The organism is Pararhizobium capsulatum DSM 1112 (assembly GCF_030814475.1).
GTDB classification, from domain to species: domain Bacteria; phylum Pseudomonadota; class Alphaproteobacteria; order Rhizobiales; family Rhizobiaceae; genus Pararhizobium; species Pararhizobium capsulatum.
Map to the genome: position 1 here is coordinate 3,765,672 of NZ_JAUSVF010000001.1, position 24,086 is coordinate 3,789,757.

Annotated in this window: 24 protein-coding genes; 14 read left to right on the forward strand and 10 right to left on the reverse strand. The window is 60.0% G+C overall.

Features of this window, described 5'->3' with window-relative positions; all coding sequences use genetic code 11:
* The first annotated feature begins 20 nt into the window (after window positions 1-20).
* The 6 genes from QO002_RS18115 (at window position 21) to QO002_RS18140 (ending at window position 6,241) form a co-directional block, all read left to right on the forward strand.
* Entirely contained in the window at window positions 21-1,067 is a 1,047-nt protein-coding gene (locus tag QO002_RS18115) for a LacI family DNA-binding transcriptional regulator (RefSeq protein ID WP_307232197.1), read from the forward strand.
* 222 nt (window positions 1,068-1,289) lie between these two features.
* On the forward strand, window positions 1,290-1,544 hold the full coding sequence (locus tag QO002_RS18120) for a hypothetical protein (RefSeq protein WP_307232199.1): 255 nt from the start codon (window positions 1,290-1,292) through the stop codon (window positions 1,542-1,544).
* A 116-nt stretch (window positions 1,545-1,660) separates the two neighbouring features.
* A complete protein-coding gene (locus QO002_RS18125; protein WP_370878516.1) occupies window positions 1,661-2,647 on the forward strand; it encodes an HAD family hydrolase in 987 nt (328 codons plus the stop codon).
* A 101-nt stretch (window positions 2,648-2,748) separates the two neighbouring features.
* The gene (locus QO002_RS18130) at window positions 2,749-4,158 is read left to right on the forward strand and encodes a DUF3300 domain-containing protein (protein WP_307232201.1); all 1,410 of its coding nucleotides are present in this window, start codon (window positions 2,749-2,751) and stop codon (window positions 4,156-4,158) included.
* 24 nt (window positions 4,159-4,182) lie between these two features.
* Window positions 4,183-5,145: a DUF2950 family protein gene (locus tag QO002_RS18135; RefSeq protein ID WP_307232203.1), complete on the forward strand. Its 963-nt coding sequence runs from the start codon at window positions 4,183-4,185 to the stop codon at window positions 5,143-5,145.
* Window positions 5,146-5,281: 136 nt separating this feature from the next.
* A complete protein-coding gene (locus QO002_RS18140) occupies window positions 5,282-6,241 on the forward strand; it encodes a formylglycine-generating enzyme family protein (protein ID WP_307232205.1) in 960 nt (319 codons plus the stop codon).
* 109 nt (window positions 6,242-6,350) lie between these two features.
* Here QO002_RS18140 and QO002_RS18145 read toward each other — a convergent pair whose 3' ends face one another.
* A complete protein-coding gene (locus QO002_RS18145) occupies window positions 6,351-7,364 on the reverse strand; it encodes a hypothetical protein (protein WP_307232207.1) in 1,014 nt (337 codons plus the stop codon).
* 302 nt (window positions 7,365-7,666) lie between these two features.
* Between QO002_RS18145 and QO002_RS18150 the strand changes: the two genes are divergently transcribed.
* The 7 genes from QO002_RS18150 to QO002_RS18180 all read left to right on the forward strand — a co-directional run bounded on the left by QO002_RS18150 (window position 7,667) and on the right by QO002_RS18180 (window position 14,977).
* On the forward strand, window positions 7,667-8,470 hold the full coding sequence (locus QO002_RS18150; protein WP_307232210.1) for a transporter: 804 nt from the start codon (window positions 7,667-7,669) through the stop codon (window positions 8,468-8,470).
* A gap of 79 nt (window positions 8,471-8,549) precedes the next feature.
* Window positions 8,550-9,521 carry an AAA family ATPase gene (locus QO002_RS18155; protein WP_307232212.1) on the forward strand — a complete coding sequence of 324 codons (972 nt, stop codon included), beginning with the start codon at window positions 8,550-8,552 and terminating at the stop codon, window positions 9,519-9,521.
* A 16-nt stretch (window positions 9,522-9,537) separates the two neighbouring features.
* Window positions 9,538-10,533, forward strand: coding sequence for a DUF58 domain-containing protein (locus QO002_RS18160; protein WP_307232214.1), 996 nt, complete (start codon window positions 9,538-9,540; stop codon window positions 10,531-10,533).
* On the forward strand, window positions 10,530-11,057 hold the full coding sequence (locus QO002_RS18165) for a DUF4381 domain-containing protein (protein ID WP_307232217.1): 528 nt from the start codon (window positions 10,530-10,532) through the stop codon (window positions 11,055-11,057). Before QO002_RS18160 ends, QO002_RS18165 begins: the two co-directional genes overlap by 4 nt.
* Window positions 11,044-12,048: a vWA domain-containing protein gene (locus tag QO002_RS18170; RefSeq protein WP_307232219.1), complete on the forward strand. Its 1,005-nt coding sequence runs from the start codon at window positions 11,044-11,046 to the stop codon at window positions 12,046-12,048. The genes QO002_RS18165 and QO002_RS18170 overlap by 14 nt, the downstream gene beginning before the upstream one ends.
* The gene (locus QO002_RS18175) at window positions 12,045-13,616 is read left to right on the forward strand and encodes a VWA domain-containing protein (RefSeq protein WP_307232221.1); all 1,572 of its coding nucleotides are present in this window, start codon (window positions 12,045-12,047) and stop codon (window positions 13,614-13,616) included. The genes QO002_RS18170 and QO002_RS18175 overlap by 4 nt, the downstream gene beginning before the upstream one ends.
* Window positions 13,613-14,977 carry a BatD family protein gene (locus QO002_RS18180; protein WP_307232223.1) on the forward strand — a complete coding sequence of 455 codons (1,365 nt, stop codon included), beginning with the start codon at window positions 13,613-13,615 and terminating at the stop codon, window positions 14,975-14,977. Before QO002_RS18175 ends, QO002_RS18180 begins: the two co-directional genes overlap by 4 nt.
* Window positions 14,978-15,099: 122 nt before the next feature.
* On the opposite strand, the gene QO002_RS18185 is transcribed toward QO002_RS18180, so the two are convergent.
* The 4 genes from QO002_RS18185 to QO002_RS18200 all read right to left on the reverse strand — a co-directional run bounded on the left by QO002_RS18185 (window position 15,100) and on the right by QO002_RS18200 (window position 18,744).
* Complete coding sequence (locus QO002_RS18185) at window positions 15,100-16,737, reverse strand: arylsulfatase (protein ID WP_307232226.1); 1,638 nt, start codon at window positions 16,735-16,737, stop codon at window positions 15,100-15,102.
* 375 nt (window positions 16,738-17,112) lie between these two features.
* The gene (locus QO002_RS18190; protein WP_307232228.1) at window positions 17,113-17,799 is read right to left on the reverse strand and encodes a hypothetical protein; all 687 of its coding nucleotides are present in this window, start codon (window positions 17,797-17,799) and stop codon (window positions 17,113-17,115) included.
* Window positions 17,777-18,523, reverse strand: coding sequence for a CbtA family protein (locus tag QO002_RS18195; RefSeq protein WP_307232230.1), 747 nt, complete (start codon window positions 18,521-18,523; stop codon window positions 17,777-17,779). The genes QO002_RS18190 and QO002_RS18195 overlap by 23 nt, the downstream gene beginning before the upstream one ends.
* An 11-nt stretch (window positions 18,524-18,534) precedes the next feature.
* Window positions 18,535-18,744, reverse strand: coding sequence for a CbtB domain-containing protein (locus QO002_RS18200; RefSeq protein WP_307232232.1), 210 nt, complete (start codon window positions 18,742-18,744; stop codon window positions 18,535-18,537).
* A 206-nt stretch (window positions 18,745-18,950) separates the two neighbouring features.
* Here QO002_RS18200 and QO002_RS18205 point away from each other — a divergent pair, with 206 nt between their 5' ends.
* A complete protein-coding gene (locus tag QO002_RS18205; RefSeq protein ID WP_307232234.1) occupies window positions 18,951-19,544 on the forward strand; it encodes a histidine phosphatase family protein in 594 nt (197 codons plus the stop codon).
* Between the two features lie 30 nt (window positions 19,545-19,574).
* Here QO002_RS18205 and QO002_RS18210 read toward each other — a convergent pair whose 3' ends face one another.
* The 5 genes from QO002_RS18210 to QO002_RS18230 all read right to left on the reverse strand — a co-directional run bounded on the left by QO002_RS18210 (window position 19,575) and on the right by QO002_RS18230 (window position 24,068).
* Window positions 19,575-20,558, reverse strand: a complete 984-nt coding sequence (locus tag QO002_RS18210; protein ID WP_307232236.1) for a CRISPR-associated endonuclease Cas3'' — start codon at window positions 20,556-20,558, stop codon at window positions 19,575-19,577.
* Between the two features lie 382 nt (window positions 20,559-20,940).
* Complete coding sequence (locus tag QO002_RS18215; RefSeq protein ID WP_370878517.1) at window positions 20,941-21,798, reverse strand: transporter substrate-binding domain-containing protein; 858 nt, start codon at window positions 21,796-21,798, stop codon at window positions 20,941-20,943.
* Window positions 21,799-21,844: 46 nt separating this feature from the next.
* A complete protein-coding gene (locus QO002_RS18220) occupies window positions 21,845-22,627 on the reverse strand; it encodes an ABC transporter ATP-binding protein (protein WP_307232238.1) in 783 nt (260 codons plus the stop codon).
* Window positions 22,624-23,349, reverse strand: coding sequence for an ABC transporter permease (locus QO002_RS18225; protein WP_307232240.1), 726 nt, complete (start codon window positions 23,347-23,349; stop codon window positions 22,624-22,626). Before QO002_RS18225 ends, QO002_RS18220 begins: the two co-directional genes overlap by 4 nt.
* Window positions 23,349-24,068: an ABC transporter permease gene (locus tag QO002_RS18230; protein WP_307232242.1), complete on the reverse strand. Its 720-nt coding sequence runs from the start codon at window positions 24,066-24,068 to the stop codon at window positions 23,349-23,351. The genes QO002_RS18225 and QO002_RS18230 overlap by 1 nt, the downstream gene beginning before the upstream one ends.
* Between the last annotated feature and the right edge of the window lie 18 nt (window positions 24,069-24,086).

Here is a 24,086-nt window from a genome sequence, read left to right on the forward strand (position 1 = left end):
TAGGGAATCCGGGGAAAAGAATGTCGCAGCGAGACGAGATCGCCATCACCAGGGAGCGAGTGACCATCAGGACGGTCGCCGCCCATGCGGGCGTCTCGGTGGCCGCCGTCTCCAAGGTTCTGCGCAATGCCTACGGCGTCAGCGAGGCACTGCGCAGCCGCGTCCAGACCTCGATCGGCACGCTCGGTTATCGCCCGTCGCGCACCGCGCGGGGCCTGCGCGGCAGCACGTTCACCATCGGCCTCCTGCTTGTGGATATCCGCAACCCGTTCCTGCCGGAGGTGATCGACGGGGTGAACGGTGTGCTTGCGCCCTCCCATTACAGCGCCATGATCGGCGTCGGCGAAGCCAAGGCACAGCTCGAAACGTCACTGATCGAATCGATGATCGACTACAAGATGGACGGCCTGATCCTCGTCGCCCCCCGCCTGCCCTCCGAGATCATATCGCGCTTTGCCGAACAGATCCCGATCGTCGCCGTGGGCTATCACGACCCGACGGCTGTGAATTTCGACACTGTCAATTGCGATGATCAGCAGGGTGCGACGCTCGCGGTGGAGGCTTTCATCGAGCGCGGCTATTGCAGGATTTCCATGCTCACCCTCGGTTCGCGCGAGGGCCATAGGGTCTCGGTCGTGCGCCAGCGCGAGATCGGCTATCGCCAGACCATGGAAGCGGCAGGGCTTGCTGCAGAAATCGACATCCACAGCATACCCGTTGCCTCGCCGGAACGGGAGGAAAGCATGCGCGCGTTCCTCTCGCGCCCAGACCGCCCCGAGGCCGTCTTCTGCTGGAGCGACATCGACGCGGTCACCTTCCTGAACGTCGCCGCCGAGATGGGCATCAGGGTTCCGGAAGACCTCGCCGTCATCGGCTACGACAATTCCCCGACTGCCGCACTCAGCCTGATCAACCTTGCCAGCATCGACCAGTCCGGCCGGGCGCTCGGCGTGCTCGCCACCGAGACGCTGTTGTCACGGATCGAAGGCCGGGAAGCGCCGTTGGCCCTTGCCAATGCCCCGTCCTTTATCGCTCGCCGCAGCCTCGGGCGTACAAAAACGAGCTGAAACGGATCTCTCTCCCACGATTGCTTGCCCCGCTGTCCCGGCCAGTCCCTGCCGAGCACGATGGGCCGGGAGGCCCTTTCCCGCAGGGGGCGCTTGCACATATCTTGCGTGAGACGGTGAAGCCCAACTCAGAGGAACATGTTCGTACATGTTCCCACCTCCCCCATTGCCAAAAACAGGTAATAGTCTTCCATCGAAGGGGACTAGTCCGAGGTTGCCGTCATGTTGGCCACGGTTGTCAGGAAATTTCCAGAGCACGAACTGATCGTTCGCAGGCTCTATGTGCGCAAGCCGGAATTCCGGAGCCTTTGCGAAGACTATGCCACGGCAAGAGCCGCACTCGAACGCTGGCAGGCGGATACTGGCAAGATGGAAGAATTTCAGCAGCTGGTCGAAGAGATTGAGGCGGAGATCGAGGACGTCATCCATGGAGCGCTGGACGCGCTGCGCAATACCCACCCGCAAGGGGAGACATAGCCCTGATGAGAATATGGGGAATACTCAGCCACAAATGTTGTTGCGTGGCCAAAGACAGTCAAGCCAATATCGTCCCCGCTCACGCGAAGTTAGGGCAAACACTCGGAGGTTTCTTTATGTCCGGATTACACAGGTTGGCAGCGATCGCTGCAGCAGCCATGCTGGTGCTGGCGCCGCTTTCAGTGCGGGCGGACGATCTCCCTTCCTGGAACGACGGCGCAGCAAAACAGGGCATCGTCGATTTCGTCTCGGCAGTGACGACGGCCGGCGGCACTGACTATGTGGCGCCGGACGAACGCGTCGCCGTTTTCGACAATGACGGAACGCTCTGGAGCGAGCAACCGATGTATGTCCAGCTCGCTTTTGCACTGGACCGGGTCAAGGCGCTCGCGCCGGAGCATCCCGAATGGAAGGATACCGAGCCGTTCAAGTCTGTCCTCGCCGGCGATGCCGCCGGTGTCGCGGCAACCGGTGAAAAGGGCCTGGTTGAAATCCTCGCCGTCACGCATGCCGGCATGACCAGCGATGAATTTACCAAGATCGCTACCGACTGGATCAGCACGGCAAAACATCCCAAGACCGGCAAGCTCTATACCGAGATGGTCTATCAACCGATGCTGGAACTTATCTCCTACCTGAAAGCCAACGACTTCAAGGTGTTCATCGTTTCCGGGGGCGGCATCGAATTCATGCGGCCGTGGACTGAACGCGTCTATGGTATTGGGCCGGAAAACGTCGTCGGCTCCTCGATCAAGTCGAAATACGAGGTGCAGGATGGCAAGCCCGCGATCGTTCGTCTGCCAGACGTCGATTTCGTCGATGACGGTGCGGGCAAGCCGATCGGTATCTATACGCATATCGGCCGGCGCCCCATTGCTGCCTTCGGCAATTCCGACGGCGATTTCCAGATGCTGGAGTGGACGACGTCACGAACTGGGCGTAGCTTCGGCCTGATCGTTCATCACGATGATGGGGATCGGGAATATGCCTATGATCGCCAATCCCATTTTGGAAGGTTGGACAAGGGCCTGGACGAAGGACCGAAACACGGCTGGACAATTGTCAGCATGAAGAACGACTGGAAACAGATTTATCCGGAATAGGCTTCGATGGGCGCGGCAAGACGATCACGAGCCGCGTTTCGCCCATGGGCGCGTAAAGAAGAACAGGTGCATTCAGAATCCACGGATTGGGAGTTGATAGCATGCCAGACATTTTCAGCCTTATCGGACGCTCACTCGGCACGGCAGCGCTTTTGCTGTCGGTCGCAGCTGCGCCGATTTCAATCCCCGAAGCCAGGGCACAGGACACCCAGGCCGCAGCAGCTGCTCCGAGCGCAGATGCTGATGCAGACACGCCCGATCTTCTGACAGAAGATGAACTGGAGGTGCTCGTCGCCCGCATCGCCCTCTATCCGGACGAGCTGGTCGCCGTCATCACCTCCGCCTCGATTTTCCCCCTGCAGATCGTGGAGGCGCAGCGGTTCCTCGATCAATCGAAGGCCAAGAAGGACCTGAAGCCCAAGGACAGCTGGGACGGCAGCGTCATCTCCCTTCTGAATTACCCCCAGGTCGTCAAGATGATGAGCGACGACCTCGAGTGGACACAGTCGCTCGGCAGCGCCCTCACCTATCAGCAGAAGGATGTGCTGATCGCCATACAGACGCTGCGCGACAAGGCGGTCGCCGACAACGTCATCAAGAGTGACGACAAGATTACCGTCGTCAATGAGGGCGACAATGTCGTCATCCAGTCCACGAACCCCGAAAAGGTCTACGTGCCGCAATACGAGCCGCAAATGCTCTATGAACCGAGCTATGCTCCGGCTCCGATCAGCTACTATCCTGAACCCTACCCCAATTATTACTACCCGACGGCAACCTTCTTTGCAGGCGCGGTGACGGGTGCAATCTGGGCCTCAGCGGTCGATTGGGACGATTGGGGTGTATGGGGAGGAAACTGGGGCGGCGGCGATGTCGATATCGACTGCGACAACTGCTTCAACAACGTCGATATAGATCGCGACAAGTTCAAGATGGGTGATGTCGACTGGAAGAATGTCGACCGTTCCAAGATCAAGTTCGACAAGAACCAGTTCAACAATATCGATCGCACCAAGATGCGTAACGATTTCAAGGGAAATCGCGAAAACAACATCGGTGTCAAGGCAAAGGATTTGCGTCGCGACGGCGGTAACACCATCGCCAACAATCGGCCTAAGGTTACCACAAACGACATTCGCAAGAGCAAGGTCGATGCGGATCGTGCTCGCAACAAGAGCGCTAGTGCCGGAAATCAGCGACCGGGCAAGGGGCAGAACGCTGCCAACCAGCGGCCGGGCAAAGCACAGAACGCTGGTGCCAATCGTCCAAAAGCTTCACAGGGGGCAAACCGTTCGAACAAGCAAGTCAACCGGCAGGTCAAGCAGCCAAAGGCAGGTGCTCGTACCCAGAATCGCTCCCCGAAAAACAACTCCGTGCTCGGCAATCCAGGCAATCGCCACCAAACGAACATGTCATCCAATCGCGGCAGACAGTCGATGGGCGGCGGCCATCGCGGTGGTGGCGGTCATAAGGTGGTGAGACATGGCGGTGGCGGCGGACGTCGCCGGTAATTCGGGCGCAAAGGAGAAACGACGATGAAAACAGAATACAGAACTATTCTTCGCACGTTGGCCTGCGCCGCAGTCTTTGCAGGCACAACGCTGGTACCGGTTGTCAACGCGCAGACCGCTGACGACAATATGTCCATTTCGGACTTCGCGTCGAAACAGGAACCACCGACTTTCGCCACCCCCGAAGAGGCTGTCGCGGCGTTCAAGTCGACCGTCGAAGGTGGCGATATCGACAAGCTCGCCGCCCTGCTCGGTCTCGATGCCGCAAAAACCAAGGCGGCCAGTGGCGTGGCGGAAACCTACGAAGACATCAAAGCCCGCCTGAAGGAAAAGCTTGATGTCACGGATGTGAACAACCGCAAGGTTCTGGAAATCGGCAACGAGCGCTGGCCTTTCCCCTTCCCGATCTCCAAGGGTGACGACGGCAAATGGGCCTTCGATACCTTTGTCGGGCTTGAGGAGGTCGCAAATCGCCGGGTTGGAGAAAATGAACTTTCGACCATCGACACCATCAGCGACTATGTCGGAGCACAGGAGCAATATGCCCTTGCCGATCACGATGGCGATGGCGTTCTCGAATATGCGCAGAAAATAATCAGCACCGAGGGCACCCAGGACGGCCTCTATTGGCCAGCCGCGGCGTTCGACGGCGAGGAAAGCCCGGCTGGCGCAGCGCTTGCCGGCGGGGATGCGCTCAAGGCAGCCAAGGCAGGCGAAGGCTTCAATGGCTACCGCTACAAGATCCTCACCCGACAAGGCGACGCGATTGCCGGGGGCGCTTATGACTATGTCATCAACGGCAACATGATCGCCGGTTTCGGCCTCGTGGCCTGGCCCGTCCATTATGGCATAACCGGGGTCAAGACCTTCGTCGTCAACAAGAACGGCATCGTCTATGAAGCCGATCTGGGCGACGACACGTCGAAAATCGCGTCGAAAATCGAAACCTTCAATCCTAACGACGATTGGCAGATCGTGGAGGACTGACGCGGTGACTCGGTCGCGAGACGGGAGAGAACCAGACAGCGGCCGCGGTCGACAAGAAATAGCTGAACTGTAATGCCCGGCTCCGCATTTGCGGGGCCGGGCATTATGCCAGCCGACACCGTATAGGAAGACGACTATGCAGACATCCGAACTACGTGTCGAACAGCAAGCCGAACGACCGGGCATGGCCTGGATCGAAGGCGGAACCTTCATGATGGGGTCCAACGATCACTACCCCGAAGAAGCACCCGTCCACCCGGTCAAGGTCGATGGCTTCTGGATCGACGAGGTTCCCGTCACCAACCGTGACTTCCTCGCCTTCGTCAACGCGACCGGCTACGTCACCTTTGCCGAAAAGCGCCCTGAGGCGCGCAACTACCCCGGCGCACCGCCGCAAAACCTGCGGGCGGGCTCACTCGTCTTCACGCCGCCGACAAAGCCGCTTCAGGGGCGCGATGTCTCGCAATGGTGGGTGTTCACCCACGGCGCCACCTGGCGCCGGCCGCTCGGCCGCAAGAGCAGTATCGGCACGATCCTCGACCATCCCGTCGTGCATATCGCCTTTTGCGACGCCGAAGCCTATGCCGCCTGGGCCGGCAAGGAGCTGCCAACAGAAGCAGAATGGGAGTTTGCCGCCCGAGGCGGCCTCGACAAGGCAGAATTTGCCTGGGGCGAAGAGCTGACACCCGACGGAAAACACATGGCCAATACCTGGCAAGGGGGGTTCCCGACCCAGAACCTACTGGAGGATAGGTTCGATCGGACGTCGCCGATCCGCTCTTACCCAGCCAATGGTTACGGCCTCTACGACATGATCGGCAACACCTGGGAATGGACGACAGATTTTTGGACGACACGCCATCCGGAGGCGGCGGCAAAGCCCTGCTGCATCCCCTCAAACCCGCGCAACCTCGATGCGGATGGAAGCATCAACCCGGCGCAGGCGGACCTTGCCATCCCGCGCCGCGTTCTCAAGGGCGGCTCGCACCTTTGTGCCCCGAACTATTGCCGACGCTACCGTCCCGCGGCGCGCCATGCGCAGGAGATCGATACGACAACGAGCCATGTCGGCTTCCGCTGCGTCCTGCGCAGATAGGTAGCTGTCAGCAAGAGGGTAAACGCCCCCGATGCCGGGCTCCGCCTCGCGATGGTTTCGCCCCAGCCCCACGGCAGGCATTCATTACTCGACGATGGGGGACGTTGGGCTATAGTCCGAGCACTTCGTCAACACGCATCCTGCCGTCGGGCTGACCAATAACCGAGGCGACCGAGGGGGCGATCTCGCGTTGCAGGGCGTTAAGCCGCTCCGCCGAGTAGCTCCGGTCGTAGCTGCCGATCCAGAGAATTCTTTGGCTGCGCACATCGATCAACCGGACATTGACCCGCAACATTTTCTCGGCAGCAGCATTGATCGTGCCATTCACCACGTAGGTAAGGTTCAGCCGATTGCCGAATTCGATCGGGTCTGGGCCTGACAGGCTCTTGTCGGCAGCTGAGGGCATGTAAAGGTGTATCCCCTCAAAACGGCTGAGCCCGTTCATGATTTCGTCGGCCATGTCCTTTGCAAGCGCTGCATTTGCCGGATCATCGCCTTCCGTTTCAAATGGCAGCACGGCAAGCGCCGTGCTGTTGACGGCCGAACTCCGGCTGAACGAACCTGGCTGGGAAAACACCGTCGCGTAGATGACGGCGGCGAAGATCAACACGATCGCAATGGCGGCAGCCAGCGTGGCGCGGCGAAACAGCTTGGATGAAACAGCCGTATTTTCTGGTCCGAGCTCCGGGGCGACGTATACACCTTCTGTTGCGGCTGACGTTACAGGCACCGCAGGGGTGTCCGTATCGGCTTTTTCGATCGTGGGAGCATATTGCCCCTTCGGAATGGAGATACGCAGCGGATTTCCGCGCCCGGCCGAAACATAGTAACTGTCGAGATCATGGCGCAGACGGCGCGCTTCCAGCCGTACTACGGGATCGGTCTGCGGATCGAAGCTCTCGTCACGCCCGAAAACGAGCGTCGCGATCGTATAGCCTTTCAGCTCGTGTCCACGACCTGCGAGCAACTCTTCGACAAGATAGCGCAGAAGCTTCTTGCGGCGCGGCGTCGCCTTGAAGGCGCTGCTCTCGATAATCCGCTCCAGTTCCTGTCTCACGCCTTCCTCGCCGGGGAAGGGATAAACGGGCTCCTTGGCCCGCTCTTTCGGCCAGCTCGTCAGCATGCGAATTCACCCCTGTGACCGATTGCTCGGAAACTGCCCGCGTATTCAACTGCGAAGTTGAAAGAAAAGCCAGCGCAATTCCAACTTGCGGATCGTTTTGGTTGCCGAAGAGTGATCACATAACCGTGCGTCAGTAAAATGATACAGGTTCGCACCTGTTCGTACCTGTCCAGGATAGGGGAAGCCTGATCTCCTTTTTTGGGGAGCTAAGCCTTCAACAGAACGTTTCCGGCATGCGCTATACCAGCCGATGAGACCGATGCTATACCGAATCGGAATGCATCGGGCGAATGAGGAATGTAATGATTTTAAAGCCGTTTCGAGCCACAATTGCAGCAACGATTGCTCCCTTCGCGATTGCTTCCTTTGCCTGCGCCGAGGACGCCGATCTTGCCAAACAGCTGTCCAACCCTGTTGCTTCGCTGATCAGTGTTCCCTTCCAGTTCAACGATGACAGCGGCTACGGCCCTAACGATGGCGACAAGGCGGTTCTCAATATACAGCCTGTCATTCCTTTCTCGCTGAACGAAGACTGGAACGTCATCTCGCGCACTATCATGCCCGTCGTCTGGCAGGATGATATCGCGGGTGATTCCGGCAGCCAGTTCGGTCTTGGAGATACCTTGCAGAGCTTCTTTTTTTCGCCGAAGGAGCCCACCGCCGGCGGCGTGATCTGGGGAGCGGGGCCAGCTTTCCTTCTGCCGACAGCGACGGATGAACTCCTGGGCGGCGAAAAATGGGGCCTCGGCCCCACAGCCGTTCTACTTAAACAGGAGGGACACTGGACCTACGGGGTGCTCGCCAATCACATATGGTCGGTCGCCGGCGACCATAACCGCGCCGACGTCAGCTCGACCTTCCTGCAGCCCTTCCTCTCCTACACCACCCCGACCGCGTGGACCTTCGCGCTCAATACGGAAAGCTCTTACGACTGGAAGAACGAGCAGTGGAGCGTGCCGATCAATTTTTCTGTTTCCAAGCTCACCAAGTTCGGCGAACAGCCGGTCAGCCTGCAGATCGGCACCCGTTACTGGGCGGAAGCGCCTGATAATGGGCCGAATGGCTGGGGCGTTCGCGCGGGCATCACCTTCCTGTTTCCGGAGTAAACCCGAACGGGAAATCACGTCGCATCAACAATCAGGGTTCACAAGACTGGCCGGTTCAAGACGTATTCAGGGGACTAGGATGGCAAACAGGGAAGATATTCAGGCACTTAGAAAACGCATCGGGCAATCGATCATTGGCCAGGAAGCCATGATCGAACGGTTGCTTATGGGCCTGTTGGCCAACGGCCATCTTCTGGTGGAAGGCCTGCCGGGGCTTGCCAAAACTCGCGCCATCAAGAGCCTCGCCAAGAACCTTCAGGCTGAACTCTCTCGCATCCAGTTCACGCCGGACCTGCTGCCCTCCGACATCACCGGCTCGGAGGTCTATTTCAGCGCAGACGGCAAGGGCGAGTTCAAGTTCCAGGAAGGACCGATCTTCGCCAACCTGATCCTGGCCGACGAAATCAACCGTGCGCCGGCCAAGGTGCAATCGGCTCTTCTCGAAGCGATGGAAGAAAGACAGGTGACGGTCGGCGGCAAAAGCCATCCGCTGCCGGAGCTTTTCCTCGTCATGGCCACGCAGAACCCGATCGAGCAGGAGGGCACCTATCCCCTGCCCGAGGCCCAGCTCGACCGCTTCCTCATGCATGTGCGCGTCGATTATCCCGATGCAAAGTCGGAAGCAGCGATCATGGAACTCGTGCGCTCGGAAGAGAAACAATCCCATGGTCACAGCGATGGGTCGGAGAAGCTCGCCGCCGACGTGGTGCTCTCCGCCCGCCAGGAAATCTCCGATATCGCCGTCTCGAAAGCCGTCGAGGACTATATCGTGGCGCTGGTCATGGCCACCCGCTATCCCGACAAGATCGATGCGGAGCTGGCCAAATGGATACAGGTCGGCGTCAGCCCACGCGGGGTGATCGGCCTCGACAAGGTTTCCCGCACCCATGCCTGGATGAACGGCCGCGATTTCGTCACGCCCGATGATGTGCAGCAAACGGTTCACGATGTCTTCCGCCACCGGTTAGTCCTCTCCTACGAAGCCCATGCCGGAGGCATCACGGCGGATCAGGCGATCGACCGGATCGTGGAAAAGGTAGCGACCGCCTGAGCGGGAGGGACTGCAAATGGCAATTTCTCTGCCCACCTTTGGCCGGACAAAGGGTATCAAGCGCTCGACGGAAACCGGCGCGAAAGGCGTTTACGTCAGCGTTGATGACCTCGCGGCGCTTGAACCGATTGCCCGCGACCTGACCTTCCTGCGCAAGGCGCCGGTCCACCGCCTGCTCGCCGGGCGGCACGAATCCCGCATGCGCGGCCGCGGCCTGAGCTTCGAGGAACTGCGCAACTACCTACCCGGCGACGATATCCGCACCATCGACTGGCGCGTCACCGCCCGCACCGGCAAGCCTTTCGTGCGCGTCTATGACGAGGAAAAGGATCGCCCGGCGCTGGTTATCGTCGATCAGCGCATCAACATGTTCTTCGGCAGCCGCCGCTCGCTGAAATCGGTTGCGGCCGCCGAAGTCGCAGCACTCTGCGCCTGGCGCGTGACAGCGCTCGGGGACCGCGTCGGTGGCCTCGTGTTCAACGATGTCGAGGATGAGGCCCTGCGTCCGCACCGCAGCCGCGAAGCCGTCATTCGGTTCGCAGAAGCGATCTCCAACAAGAATAATACGCTCAATGCGACGTCCGACATGCCAAGGACACCCGCCCGGCTCGATGCTGTGCTGTCAAAGGTCGCAGCCGTGGCGCAGCATGATCACCTGATCATAGTTGTCTCCGATTTCGACGGCCATAGTGCCGCTACCCGTGATCTTCTCCTGAAGATGTCGGTCGCAAACGACGTCATCTGCATCCTCGTCTATGATCCCTTCCTGCTCGAACTTCCCCGCCAAGGCGAGATGGTGGTGAGCGGCGGCGCGCTTCAGGCCGAGCTTCAGTTTTCACGTAATTCCGTGCGCGATGCCGTCGATAGTTTCGCGCGCAATCGCGGCCGCGAGCTGCGCTCCTGGCAGCGTGACATGGGATTGCCGATGCTGGCGATTTCAGCCGCTGAGGAAGTCGCCCCTCAACTGCGCTCGATGCTCGGCCAGCTTGCCTGGCGACAACGGAGACGATGATGGACCCGACTATGCCGCCAAAAGACCCGATGCTTCAGGCCACCCTGCGGCAGATGGCCGATATCACCCTGCCGCCGCCGGTCTCCATGATGCCGGCGACCTGGGGCTGGGCCGCACTCGCCGGCCTTGTCGTCCTCGTTCTCGCCTTCGCCTTCTGGCGCTGGCATCGTCGCCGTGCCCAAAACCGTTATCGCCGGGATGCACTGGCTGATCTCGCCGCCCTGGAATCCGGCAGCGGCAGCGACGCCGGCCGCTTGAAGGCATTGAACGCCCTGCCCGCCCTCATCAAGCGTACTGCGCTTGCCGTCTGGCCCCGCGAACAGGTCGCATCCCTGAGCGGTCCAGGCTGGGTGAACTTCCTGAGGACCAATGCTGGCAAGGCAAAGATAGAACCCGAGGGTTTCGCATTCTTCGCGGAAGCCGAATATCGCCTTGCAAACGACGACGTGCCCGACGAAGCAACGGCCCGGCGCGTCTTCGCGGCAGCCCGCCAATGGATCGAGGGACATCATGTACACCCTTGATCACCCCTGGCTGCTGCTTCTGCTGCCGGCGCCGATCCTTATCTGGTGGCTGCTGCCGCCCTACCGCGAGCAGACGCCGGCGGTGCGCATCCCGTTCTTCGACGACATTACCAAGGCGGCCGGCATCGATGCCACGGAAGGCTCCGTCGTGCCTCGGGCCAACCTTTTGCAGAAGATCATCGCACCCCTCTGCTGGCTTCTCGTCCTGCTGGCTTTGGCCCGGCCGCAATTCGTCGAGCCGCCGATCGAAAAGACCGAGCCGCAACGCGACCTGATGTTGGCGCTCGATCTGTCGCAATCCATGGACACCAAGGATTTCCGCGATCCGCAGGGCAATCTCCAGGCCCGTGTCGATGCGGTGAAGACGGTCGTCGCCGATTTCATCGAAAAGCGGCCCAACGACCGCCTCGGCCTGATTGCCTTCGGTGATGCGCCCTATCCGCTCGTGCCCTTCACGATGGATCATGGCACGATGCGTATGATGCTTGCCGATACGCTGCCCGGCATGGCTGGCCCGAGGACTGCTCTCGGCGACGCGATCGGCCTGTCGATCAAGCTCTTCCAGCAAAGCCAGGCGCCGGACAAGGTTCTGATCGTCCTGACAGACGGCAACGACACGGCGAGCAAGATGACGCCGGACAAGGCCGCCGACATCGCCAAGGAAAACCACATCCTCATCCACACTGTCGGCATCGGCGATCCGGCAGCCCAGGGCGAAGACAAGCTCGACCCCGCCACGCTGGAGAAAATCGCCACCACCACCGGCGGCCGCTATTTCTTCGGCGGCGACGAGAAGGCGCTTGCCGATATCTACACCCTGCTCGACCGGATAACGCCCGCCAACCAGAAGACGCTGAGCTGGCAACCACGCCTCGAGCTGTTTCACTATCCGCTCGGCGCGGCGATCCTGCTCGTGCTCGGCTATCACCTCCTGATGTGGGGGTACGCGACCAACGCCTCACGCAATCGGGATGAGGAGGCCGAAGCATGATCGCCGACTTCCATTTCCTGCGCCCCTGGTGGCTCCTGGCCGTGGTCGCGGCAGCGCTTCTCGTCTGGCTGCTCGACCGGCAGACGGACATGAGGGCGCGCTGGCGAAACCTGATCGCCCCCAACCTGCTCAAACATCTGCTGATCGACCATGTCCAGAGCCGCGGTCTGCGGCCTGTGCATCTGATCGCCGGGTTGCTCGCCCTTTCGGCCATCGCCGCGGCGGGTCCGACGTGGGAGAAGGAACGCCCGCCCTTCGTCGAGGACCGCGCACCCCTTGCCATCGCCATCGACCTTGGCCCGACCATGGACTCTACCGACATCTCGCCGACCCGGCTGGAGCGCACCAAGCTCAAGGTGCAGGACATCATGGAGCGCCGCAAAGGCGCTCGCACCGCCCTGTTTGCCTATGCAGGCTCCGCCCACATGGTACTGCCCCTTACCGACGATGCCGCCTTGATCGCGACATATCTCGCAGCACTTTCTCCGGCACTGATGCCGGTGGAAGGCAAGAATACAGCCAAGGCACTCAATGTCATCGAAGCCGCACTGGCGGACGAAACGGCTCAGGGAACAATCCTGTTCATGACCGACGGCGTCGAGCACGGCGCGTTCAAGGCCTTTGCCGATTACAAGGGCCGCAACGACCTGATGGTGCTCGGCATCGGCACACCGGAAGGCGGACCGGTCAAAATCGCCAATGGCAACTACCTCACCGACGCCGGTGGTGCGCGGGTGCAGGCCAAACTCGATGTCGAAGCGCTGAAGGAGTTGCAGTCGGATACGTCCGTGCAAGTCGCCACCGTCATGCTCGATGATGCGGATGTCGACTGGATCGTTCGCCGCATCCAGAGCGCCTTTACCCAGAAGACGGATGAGGGCCTGCAGCGCTGGCGCGATTTCGGCTGGTATCTGACGATCCCGATCGCCCTGCTGGTCATGCTGACATTCCGTCGTGGCCACAAGATCCATTGGCTGGACGCGTTCGTCGCCTTGCTGCTTCCGCTCGGCCTTACGCCAAAGGCCGAGGCTGCCGACTTTGTCGACGCATGGCTGACGAAGGACCAGCAAGGCCAGCGGGCCTTCCAACAGGGCGATTACGCTGCCGCCGCCGATCATTTCGAAGATTCCGCCTGGCGTGGGGCCGCCCTTTATCGCGCCGGCCGCTATCAGGACGCCATCGACGCCTTCGCACAATCGACCGACCCGGAAAGCTACTACAATCAGGGCAACGCGCTGATGCAACTGGACAAGACCGACGAAGCCATCGCCGCTTATAAACAGGCGCTGAAGCAGCAGCCGGACTGGCCGGAAGCCGCGGCCAACCTGAAGCTCGCCGAACGCCGCAAAAAGGAAAAGGACGATCTGGAGAAGGAACAAGAGCAGGAACAGGCCGGCATAGACCCCGACCAGATTCAGTTCGACGACAAGGGAAAGAAGGGCAAGGAGGGGCAGGTCGATCTGGCAGCGCAAACCGCCGAAATGTGGATGCGCAACATCCAGGTGTCGCCCGCCCAGCTTCTGGCCCGCAAGTTCGCAATCGAGGCTGCAAGGGACAAGCCGCAATGAGCACCCGGACCTGCTTTCTTCACATGGTTCCAGCCCTGATGTTCTGGTGCATTGCTACCACGACATCAGCGCTTGCGGCTGACCCGATCGCCCGCGCAACGTTACAATCGAAGGGCACGCTTTATGTCGGCCAGCAGGTGCTGGTCGATGTCGATGTGCTTGTGCCCAATTACTTCCTGCAGCCGCCCCAATTTCCTGAAATCGATCTGCCGGGCGCCATCGTGACGCTTCAGGACGGGCGCGCCATGAACCTCAACGAAACGATCGGCGAGGACAGCTATTCCGGCATCCGTCGCACCTACGTCATCACTCCGCAACAGGCTGGCAACTTCACCCTGCCGCCGGCGGAGATCACCTTCGGCTATGCCGCCGTACCCGGCCAGATGACACAGGGAAAGACAAGCCTGCCGTCGCTCAGCTTCACCGTGGAAGCCGCCCCCGGCAGTGCGACCCAAGGGGCAAACCAGGGGCCTGGCGTCGTGGCCGCGAAGGTGACCCTCACCCAGGATTTCGACCGCGATACCAAAACCCTCAAAGCCGGCGATACGCTCACCAGAACCATCACCATCCGCGCCGAGGGCCTTCGCGCCATGATGATCCCGGAGCCGGAATTTGAAACGCCCGAAAGCATCCGCGTCTATCGGCAGGACCCTGTCCTTTCCGAAGAAATGGACCGAACCGATCAACCCGTCGCTGGTGTGCGCAAGGACGTGGCGCAATATCTTTTCCAAGATGTGGGACAATTCGATCTGCCGGCAGTCGAGCTCAGCTGGTTCGACCCTGCCACGGCCAAGACCGAATCCGCGTCGGCACCGGCCGTCACAGTCTCCGTAGCTGCAGCTCCCGCCGCCACGACCGAGTTGGCACCAGCGGTCCCTGAGCCGGAAGCCGCCCCCTTCAACTGGTTCCTCGCCTGCGCGATGGCTGCTGCAGCCCTTATCTCTGGCGCAGTTATCTGGATTCTCGCCCAAGGATTGTCGCGGTTGGAGATTTCTTGGGAAACCCGCCGATCCGACCAGCGCGAGTCCGAAGCCGCTTATTTCCGCCACGTCGAACAGGCTTGCCATGGCGGCTCCCCCGCGGAAATCGAAAATGCGTTGGATCGTTGGTCGCGCAAAGCCGGAGTAGTACCATTGCGACCCTGGCTTTCTCGCTACGCGGATGAAGAAACACGTCAAGCCTACGAAGCCCAGCAGCGGTCGGTTTACGCAGATAACCCCCTGTCGCACGCTGATCCGCATGCATTGGCGAAAGGCCTGCAAAAGGCCCGCAATGGCTGGTTCGCTCGGGTCGACAGGAAGCCTCGCCGCTGGCACAGCCGGGTCTTGCCCCAACTCAACCCTGACTGGGAAAGCCGATAGTCGGCAGCGTACGGAGCGATTTTCGCAGCCTTATATAGCGGCACGACGAAAAACTGCGAAACCGCTCGACACGAAAAGGGCGAGGCAAATGCCCCGCCCTTTGTTGTTGGGATCGCTACCAATCAACGCGGCGCGAGCTGCTCCAGTTCGTTCAGCTTCTTGAGCGCTGCCTGCTGCTGCAGCCACCCATAATTGATCCCGCTCGCATTCAACGTGCTTCCGGACTGATACGGATACTCGTTGAAATCCTGGAAGAACTCCTTGATCTTGCCCTGGATCGGTACCAGCAGCCACATGTTGCGGCCGACGAACTCCATGGCACCACCGCCTTCTTTGATACCCTTTTCATAGGGATCCATGCGCAGGTTGGTTATCATGGCCCAGCTTGTCACTTCGCGGGTTGCAGTCGCGATGTTGCCCTCGCTGGCCTGGGCAAAAGCCAGCTTCCAATCGTTCCAGCGGATCGCGTTGAGATTGCCGCCCTGGTCGAAATAGTACACCGATTCCCGCGGCGGCTTATCCGACTCGCCCTTCAGCAGAGCGGTAAGGTCAAAGCCGTCGAGGTGAACCTTGAAGGTCTTGGTGCCGGCCTTGTAACCCGTCTTCATCTGTTCCTTGATATCAGGAACTCCAGCTGCGGTGGCGAAGGTTGGCAGCCAATCCATCAGCGTGACGGGAGCGTTGATCTGCGTGCCCGGCTTTACCACGCCCGGCCAGCGAACCATCATCGGAATGCGGAAGCCACCTTCCCAGGTCGTGCCCTTCTCGCCGTGGAACATGGTCATGGCACCATCCGGCCACAGGGCAATTTCGGCGCCGTTGTCGGTGGTGTAGAGAACGATGGTGTTTTCAGTGATGCCGAGATCATCGAGTTGCTGGAGAAGCTGGCCGACGTGACCATCGTGCTCCACCATGCCATCGGCGTGGATACCCATTCCCGTCTTGCCCATCGACTCCGGCTTCAGGTGCGTGAAGACGTGCATGCGCGTCGAGTTGAACCAGCAGAAGAACGGCTCGTCCGCTTTCGCTTTCCGGTCGATGAAGTCCTTGGCCGCTGCCAGGAATTCCTCGTCGATGGTCTCCATGCGCTTGGTGTTGAGCGCGCCGGTATCCTCGATCTTGCCATCCGCAGTGGACTTGATGACACCCCGCGGCCCATATTGTTTACGGAATGCCGCATCCTTCGGATAGAAATAGCCCTCCGGCTCTTCCTCAGCGTTCAGATGGTAGAGGTTGCCGAAGAATTCATCGAAGCCGTGGTTGGTCGGCAGGTGTTCGTCGCGGTCGCCAAGATGGTTCTTGCCGAACTGATCGGTCGCATAGCCCTTCGATTTCATCACATCAGCGATGGTCGGCATCCAATCTTGAATACCATGCGGATCGCCCGGCATACCGATGGTCAACAGACCCGTGCGGAACGGTTCCTGACCAAGGATGAACGACGCGCGGCCGGCCGTGCAGCTCTGCTGGCCATAGCTGTCGGTGAAGATCGCGCCCTCGGCCGCGATGCGGTCGATGTTCGGCGTGCGATAGCCCATGAGCCCCATCGTATAGGCGCTGATCTGCGGAATACCGATATCGTCGCCGAAGATGACAAGGATGTTCGGTGTCTTGGCTGTGCCGGCCGTTGTGGATGTCTGGGCCTGTGCAGTCGTGGCAACTGCGCCACTTGCAGCAGCAGCCGCGGCCAGCATCGTGCCGCCCAAAAGCAGGTCACGCCGATTGATACTCAGAGATTGGTCTTTCTTTTCAGGGCTCATGCTCTGCTCCTGGTGCGGATGAAAGTCTCGAATGCTTCGCGAAATGCCCCGTCCGGCGCTGAATGCCGGCACGTGTCGAAAGATGAACGCCGGAGACCTGACAGACATGCGCCGGCCATTGCCCGACAAGTATCCACAACAGCAGTTGCGCCTTTTCCGTCCGTCCAGCGTGCAAGGGAAAGCGACAGTTCACGCATGCCGCCAAGCACTAAAATGCTGCAACCGCAGCCACGCGTTTGGCAGCTCAACTATGGCGCTCAGATTAAAATGCGGTAGGTGCGAACAGGTACGAACATGTTACCGACTGGCCACGGTGCCGCATCGGCGCAACAAACGCCGACAGTCTCGGCGGCCGAAGCTCACATCGTCTTCGGATCAATGTTTCATAGACAAGGAAGATCGATGCGCAATACCGAGAAAAATGGGAAAAACCAGCACAATCAGCATACCGGTGACAACGGCCATTGTCGGCATGTGAGCGGGAACGTTTTCCCAATGTGGCGTGAGAAACTCCGCGGTATTGAAGGATTCACCCGAATATTTGCAGCCGATAAAGGCCGCCCCCGCCTCGATCATCTCCCGATCGATTTTCGACACGAGTTGGGCGATGGCGAAACTCGCATCCGGCATGTCGCGCATATGAAGAAGGAGGGCCTTGCCTGCCGCGAGATAGGCGTGGGCACATTGGTTGAATGGGCTTTCTTCGTCCGTAATCGCGCCGGGAGCGACACCCCAGAGGCAATAGGAATATTGAATTGCCGCATAGTTCTGCAACCGCCGGAAAGAGGGATCCGTGCGTGTGACCCTATCGGCCGCGCCCATGATATCGCCGTGATACTTGGTCAGCACCGCCATCTCGCCATGCGAGAGGTTGGGAATAGGAATGCCCGAAACAGGGCCGCCTGCAAGCCTTCCGCTGTGCGCTAAGACGTCAGCAGCCTGGAGAAAGACGAAAAGCAGGAAGACGTATCGCAACCACCGCTTCATGCTGCCCGCGTAAAACAGGCGCCGCGCGTTTGCGGCGCCCATCGACGTGTCGTCACCGCGCAGCAGCAGGCACACGATAATTGCCGGTCTGGCTTAAAAGCCGTTCGGCAAGATAACCGAACAACAACGAGATAACTGTCCAGATCGTCGCCTGGAGACCGAGCGTCGCCAGGCGGAAGTTATAGAGGTTCATCGCCGAAAAATTCTCCGGCACCTCGTTGATCGTGGGCAGCAGCTTATGGACGATCGCAATGAAAACAACATAGGCGACGCCGGCAATGATCGCAGCGTTCCAGGCGCCGAAACGCTCTTTCAGGTTCTTAGCCACGGCAAAAGCCAGCGCCATTGCAAAGATCGACGCGGCAATCATCACGAAAAACAATTGCGTGCGAACACCGATTGTCTCGGGACTGCCAACCGCAGGCGGATTGGGCGCATATTTGAGATCAGGTACGATGATCAGCGCGATGAAGGTGGCGACGCCGAGGACGGCGGCAAGACCACGGGGGCCGAGGCGACTTGCGCGGCCATAAAGCCCCGCGAAGACAAGCGAAAACACGCCGCCCATGGCAACGCTGTAGGTCATCACGCCTGTGAAAAGCCCGATACCGGCTTGCGTTTCGCGGCTTACGACCGCCGGCTCTTCAGGCGCATTTGGATTTTCAACGGCGGCCATCCGTTCTTCGAAGGCAATGGCAAGATCAACTTGAGGCTCACCAAACACCCGGGCGAAACCAAATGCCAACAGGCCAGCGATGAGGCCGGCAATCATGCCCCTCACCAGGAGACTACCAGTCATAGCAACCCCTTTCAGTGGCAAGGAAAGCCGAGGAGATGGCGACCGTCATGAACGAATTCATGGACTTCCATGCCAGGAACCATCCGCATCGCACCTTCTTCGGTGCTGACGAAATAGAGTGCTATCAGCAGCAGGAGGCCACCGAAAATTGCCCATGGAATGAGCTGCCCGACCGGAATTGGTGTGGCGATTGCCTCTGGTGCATAACTGATATTAGACATGTAACTTCCCCTATGAATGGCGCGTTCAATTTCTCTGGTCTATCGTAGTCGGGGTCTGGCTTTCGATGTTCGATTACAGCGGCGCGACCGCGCCAGAATTTCACTGGCTTCCCGAAGACAATGGTCAACTGTTATAGGCTTGCTCTAAGTACTGTCAATCATTGGAGCTTGCGCAGGACCATCCGCCGCTCTCACAAGAGGCTGCCGTGAGCAGAGCCACCCGCCTGACCTTGATCTGCCGCGGAGAAACCGCATCGGCGAAACTGTCCAGGTTCTCGTCCGACGAGCCCCTGCTCGAAGGCGAGCATGACAAAGCCGCGGCCGTAGCAACCACGCTTCGGACCATCGGTCGGCTACTGACGGCACCTGAGCAGAGCGCGCAGGAAACGGCTGCAGCGATCGGCGGAACGCCCGTGGTCGATCCCGTTTTTCGCGATTTATCCTTTGACCGTTGGCAAGGACGAACGCTTGCGGATATCGCAGCCTCGACGCCCGATGAACTTGGCCTGTGGATGACGGATCCGAGCGCCGCCCCTCACGGCGGCGAATCGATCGCCCAGCTGTTTGACAGAACTGCGCACTGGATGGCGGAAAACCGCGCCGCGGGTGGCCACACCGCGGCCGTGACACATCCCGTCGTCATCAGGGCCATTGTTCTATCGGTTCTCGACGCCCCCCTCAGTTCATTCTGGAAACTGGATGTCGGCCTTCTGAGCCTGACCGAGCTGACAAGCGACGGCCGCAGATGGGTTGTCCAATCCCTTGGAAAGGTGCTCCACGGCCGGGAGACAGTTCAATAGCAGCTCAACGGAAACAGCGAGCAGTTGTTTCTACCCAGGCCTCCGCGAAGGAGGCGACCAAGAACTACCGTCGCGAATGGGACGATGATCTGTTTCGATCCACGCCTCCGCGAAGGAGGCGACGCGGCCTGCTGCTGCGCCTGCTCGATCATATCGAGTTTCGATCCACGCCTCCGTGAACGGAATGGTGTATATGATCCGGCTATGGCCGTGGGCCTTTGCGTGATCGAGCGCAAAGGCGAGCGATGTCAGCGCCTTACCGCCCCCGGTCGGCACTGTCAGCGTGAAAAGTCCCGGCGTCTCCTGTGCCTTGTCACGAACATGCGCAAGGATATGCGACCGCAGCCTGTTGAGATCGCTGTCAGCGCCCGCCCTGCCCGCAATATGGGCTTCAAAGCCGGCCAGAAAACCCGGCAACACCGCCTGGAGAGGCTGCCATTGTCGATCAACCTGACGGCCTTCCAGCTTTGTGTAAAAAGCCTCGGTATCCTTGTAGTCGGCATCCACAAGGCAGGAAAAAAGCATGCGGCCGCAAAACGCCACCTGGAAGGCTAGCCAGTCCTTTTGCCATGAAAAACTGGGCGCCAACCCCGAAGCGCCCCAGGTCAATTCGGTTTGCCACGCCGGATCGAGCGTTTCGCTCCTGAAGCCCGCGATACGCTCCGTCAACGCACCGTCCATGCCGCGCATGTCAGGAAGACCGGCATGATGACCCAGAATGACATAGGCGATCAGCTCCGCAACAAATCTGTCCTGCCCCTGAACCGCTTGAAGAACGTGCCACCCACCCGCCGTGGAATGGTCCACACGGATTTCGGCGCCATCGAGCCGTTTCTGGAACTCGCGGGTGTATTTGCCGAGATCATGGAAGAGCCCGGCCAGGAAAGCCGCCTTTTCCAGCCCCATGGACGCGGCCATCTGGCCCGCCAGATGCGCCACGGCATGCAGATGTTCCCCCAATTCCTGCCAGTCATTTTTGTCGTTAGGCGTCCCAGAATGCGCGTAATAAGACATGTAGCCCTCCAAAAACCCTCTTAGGTTTTGCAAACGGCACAGATTCTGTCAATGCGGGTATTGTCGGAGGAGGCCTTTTATGGATTTCGAAGTCAGCGGCCTGATTGCGCGGAGCCTTGCCGTCTCGAGGCCCAACGCTTCACGCAATCATCCGACTAGCCGCCAGCGCTGGCCGGCTGCCGGGCCGCACGGCAGGTCGCTGAGTCCGGTAATCCCATCGGCGGGCATGCCCGGGCTGGGATACCCAGACACAGAAAGTCCGGCGAGCATCGCTGCCCGCCGGACCCAAATGACACTATTGATTTTGCCTAGAGTTTGTCAGGGAAAAGTGGGAACCAGTTCTCCATAAAAGACAAACGAAAACAATAATCTAGAGGACTTCTCAAAGCGGCGTAACGTCAAACCCGAACCACTTCTCGGACAGTTTCTTGATCGTACCGTCCGCCTTGGCGGCTGCGATCGCGTCGTTGAACATGGCCTTCAGTTCCGGGTCGGTCTTGCGCAGGCCAACCGAGCTGCCGCGTCCGAGAAAGCCGCCCTGGAAGCGCGGGCCTGCGGTTGTCATGCCTTCGTTGCCGGGCTTTTCGGATGCCGTGGTCAGATAGGCCATCGATGCCATGACAACATCGACGCGGCCGGCGGCCAGGTCGAGGTCATGCTCTTCGGTGGTCTTGTATTCACGAACTTCGACGACACCCTTGAGGTACTTGTCGACAAAGGAAGCCCCCGTCGACGCGGTCTGCACGCCGATGGTCTTGCCCTGCAGCATCGGCTTTACCTTTTCCAGGATAGCCATGGCGCCGGCCTCGTTCGAAGCCAGCGAGAAGACTTCGCCCTTTGACGGCATGCCGGCCAGCGGGCTTGATTTCAGGGTTGCAAACGCCTGGCCGGTCGAACCGTAAGAGTTGCTAAAATCGATGACTTTCTCGCGCTTTTCCGTTGCCGACATGCCGGAGATGATCGCATCGAACTTGCCGGCATTCAACGCGGGGATCATGCCATCGAAATTCTGGACGACAATCTCGCATTCGACTTTGATATGGTCGCAGAGATACTTGGTCAGCTCGATTTCGTAGCCATCAAGGGTGCCGTCCGGCTTGGTAAAGTTGTAGGGCTTGAAGGCGCCTTCGGTCGCAATCGTTACATGCGTCCACTTCTTGTCTTCGGCATGGGAGCCGGTCGCTGCCAGCATCAGCGCGGAGAAACAGGCCGCCTTGACGATTGATTTCATGATTTTCATTCTCGCATTCCCCTTTTTTGGTCTGTGGTTGGAGTAGTCGCGGCAATCATCCCTTGATGAACTGCCGGAAACGGTCGGATTTCGAATTCTCAAAGACGTCTTTCGGGCTGCCCTCTTCCTCGACGCGCCCCTTGTGTAGAAAGATGACCCGGCTGGAGACATCGCGCGCAAAACCCATTTCGTGGGTGACGATCAGCATCGTGCGCCCCTCTTCCGCGAGCGACCGCATGACGCGCAGCACCTCGCCGACGAGTTCCGGGTCGAGGGCGGACGTCGGCTCGTCGAACAGCATGACCTCCGGGCGCATCGCAAGCGCCCGGGCAATAGCGGCGCGCTGCTGCTGTCCGCCAGACAGATGGGACGGATACTGATTGCGCTTGTCAGCAATCCCGACCTTGGCAAGCAGGGCTTCCGCCTCATCGAGGCATTCCTTGCGCGGCCTTTTCTGCACGTGCACGGGCGCTTCGATGACGTTTTCGAGGATCGTCTTGTGGGACCAGAGGTTGAAGCTCTGGAAGACCATGCCGAGCCGTGAGCGGACGCGGTCCACCTGCGCGATATCGGCCGGCTTGCTCCTGCCATTGCCCACGGGCCGCATCCGGATTGTTTCGCCACTGACGGTCACACTGCCTGAATCCGGCGTTTCAAGCATGTTGATGCAGCGCAGGAAGGTCGATTTGCCGGAACCGGACGAGCCGAGGATCGAAACCACCTCGCCCTCCCGCGCGTCGAGCGAAATCCCCTTGAGGACTTCAACCGGGCCGAAGCTCTTGTGAATATCCTTGACGCTGAGCGCCAGAGACCCTGCCGCAGACAAGGGAAGGTTCATCGCGCATCTCCTGCAATAACCGCTGCCGCGGCGTTTTCCGGTTGCCGCAAATGCGGATTGAGCTTGAATTCGACCAGCTGAACGAGACGCGTCAGCAGGAAGTTGATGGCCAGATAGATGAACCCCGCGACAACAAACACCTCGATGGCACGATAGGTTTCGGAGATGATCCGCGCGGCCACGCCGGTAACCTCCATGAGGGTGATGATGGAGGCGAGCGACGTCGACTTGATCATGGAAATCATTTCATTGCCGTATCCCGGCAACGCCTGGCGGATCGCCAAAGGCAGCACGACACGGCGAAAGACCATGAGCCGAGGCATGCCGCAGGCGCGCGCGGCCTCGACCTGCCCATGCGGCACCGACTGCAATCCGCCGCGAATGATCTCGCTGGCATAGGCGGCGTTGTTGAGGGTCAGCGCGATGACAGCGCACCAGAACGGTTCGCGCAGCACGGGCCAGAACAGGCTCTCCCGAACGGCCGGAAACTGGCTGAGACCGTAGTAGATCAGGAAGATCTGGACGAGTAGCGGCGTGCCGCGAAAGACGAAGACATAGGCGCGGGCAAACCAATCCAGCGCGAAGATGCCTGAGGTGCGCGCAAGCGCCAAAGCGAGCGCAAGGATGGCGCCCAGGGCGATGGATGTGCCGGCGAGCGCCAAGGTCAGCGGCAACGCCGAAATGAGACTGAGGAACGTTTCCCGCGTAAATTCCCAATCCATCAGCCTCTCCTCACGCCGCGGTTGAAATGGCGTTCGGCCTGCCGCAGGGCGACGCTGGAGACAGTCGAAATGGCGAGATAGATCAGGCCCGCGATCAGATAGAAGTCGAACGGCAAGCCCGTCGATCCGGCGCCGATCTGCGACTGCCGCAGAAGCTCGACCACACCCGTGATGGAGACCAGCGCCGATTCCTTCAGCACGACCTGCCAGACATTGCCGAGACCCGGCAGCGCATGCCGCAACGTCAGCGGTGCGATAATGCGGCGGAAGCGCAAGGCGCGTGACATGCCGCAAGCGATCGCAGCTTCGATTTCACCGCGATGCACCGCCTTGAACGCGCCACGAAACACTTCCGTGTGCTGCGCGCCCGACGTGATGCCGACAGCCAGCGCGCCGGCCAGAAAACCGGGAAAACCGATGAACCCTTCCGAGCCGAAAAGCCGACCGACTGCGGTGATGGCCGCACTACCCCCGAAATAGAGAAGATAGATGACGAGCAGGTCCGGAATGCCGCGCAGGACGGTGGTGTAGGCATCGGCCGCAACACGCAGCGCACGGCCGCCGGAAATCTTTGCCCAGGCGCCGAATGTGCCGATAACCGCCCCGATCGTATAGCCCGACAGCGCGATGAGAATCGTCATCCACGCGCCGGCAAGCAGCGCTTTTGCCCAGCCGTCAGGCCCGAAGCTCAGAAGATCGAGGAATCCAGGCTGGGTCATGTCGGATCTACCCCGGAC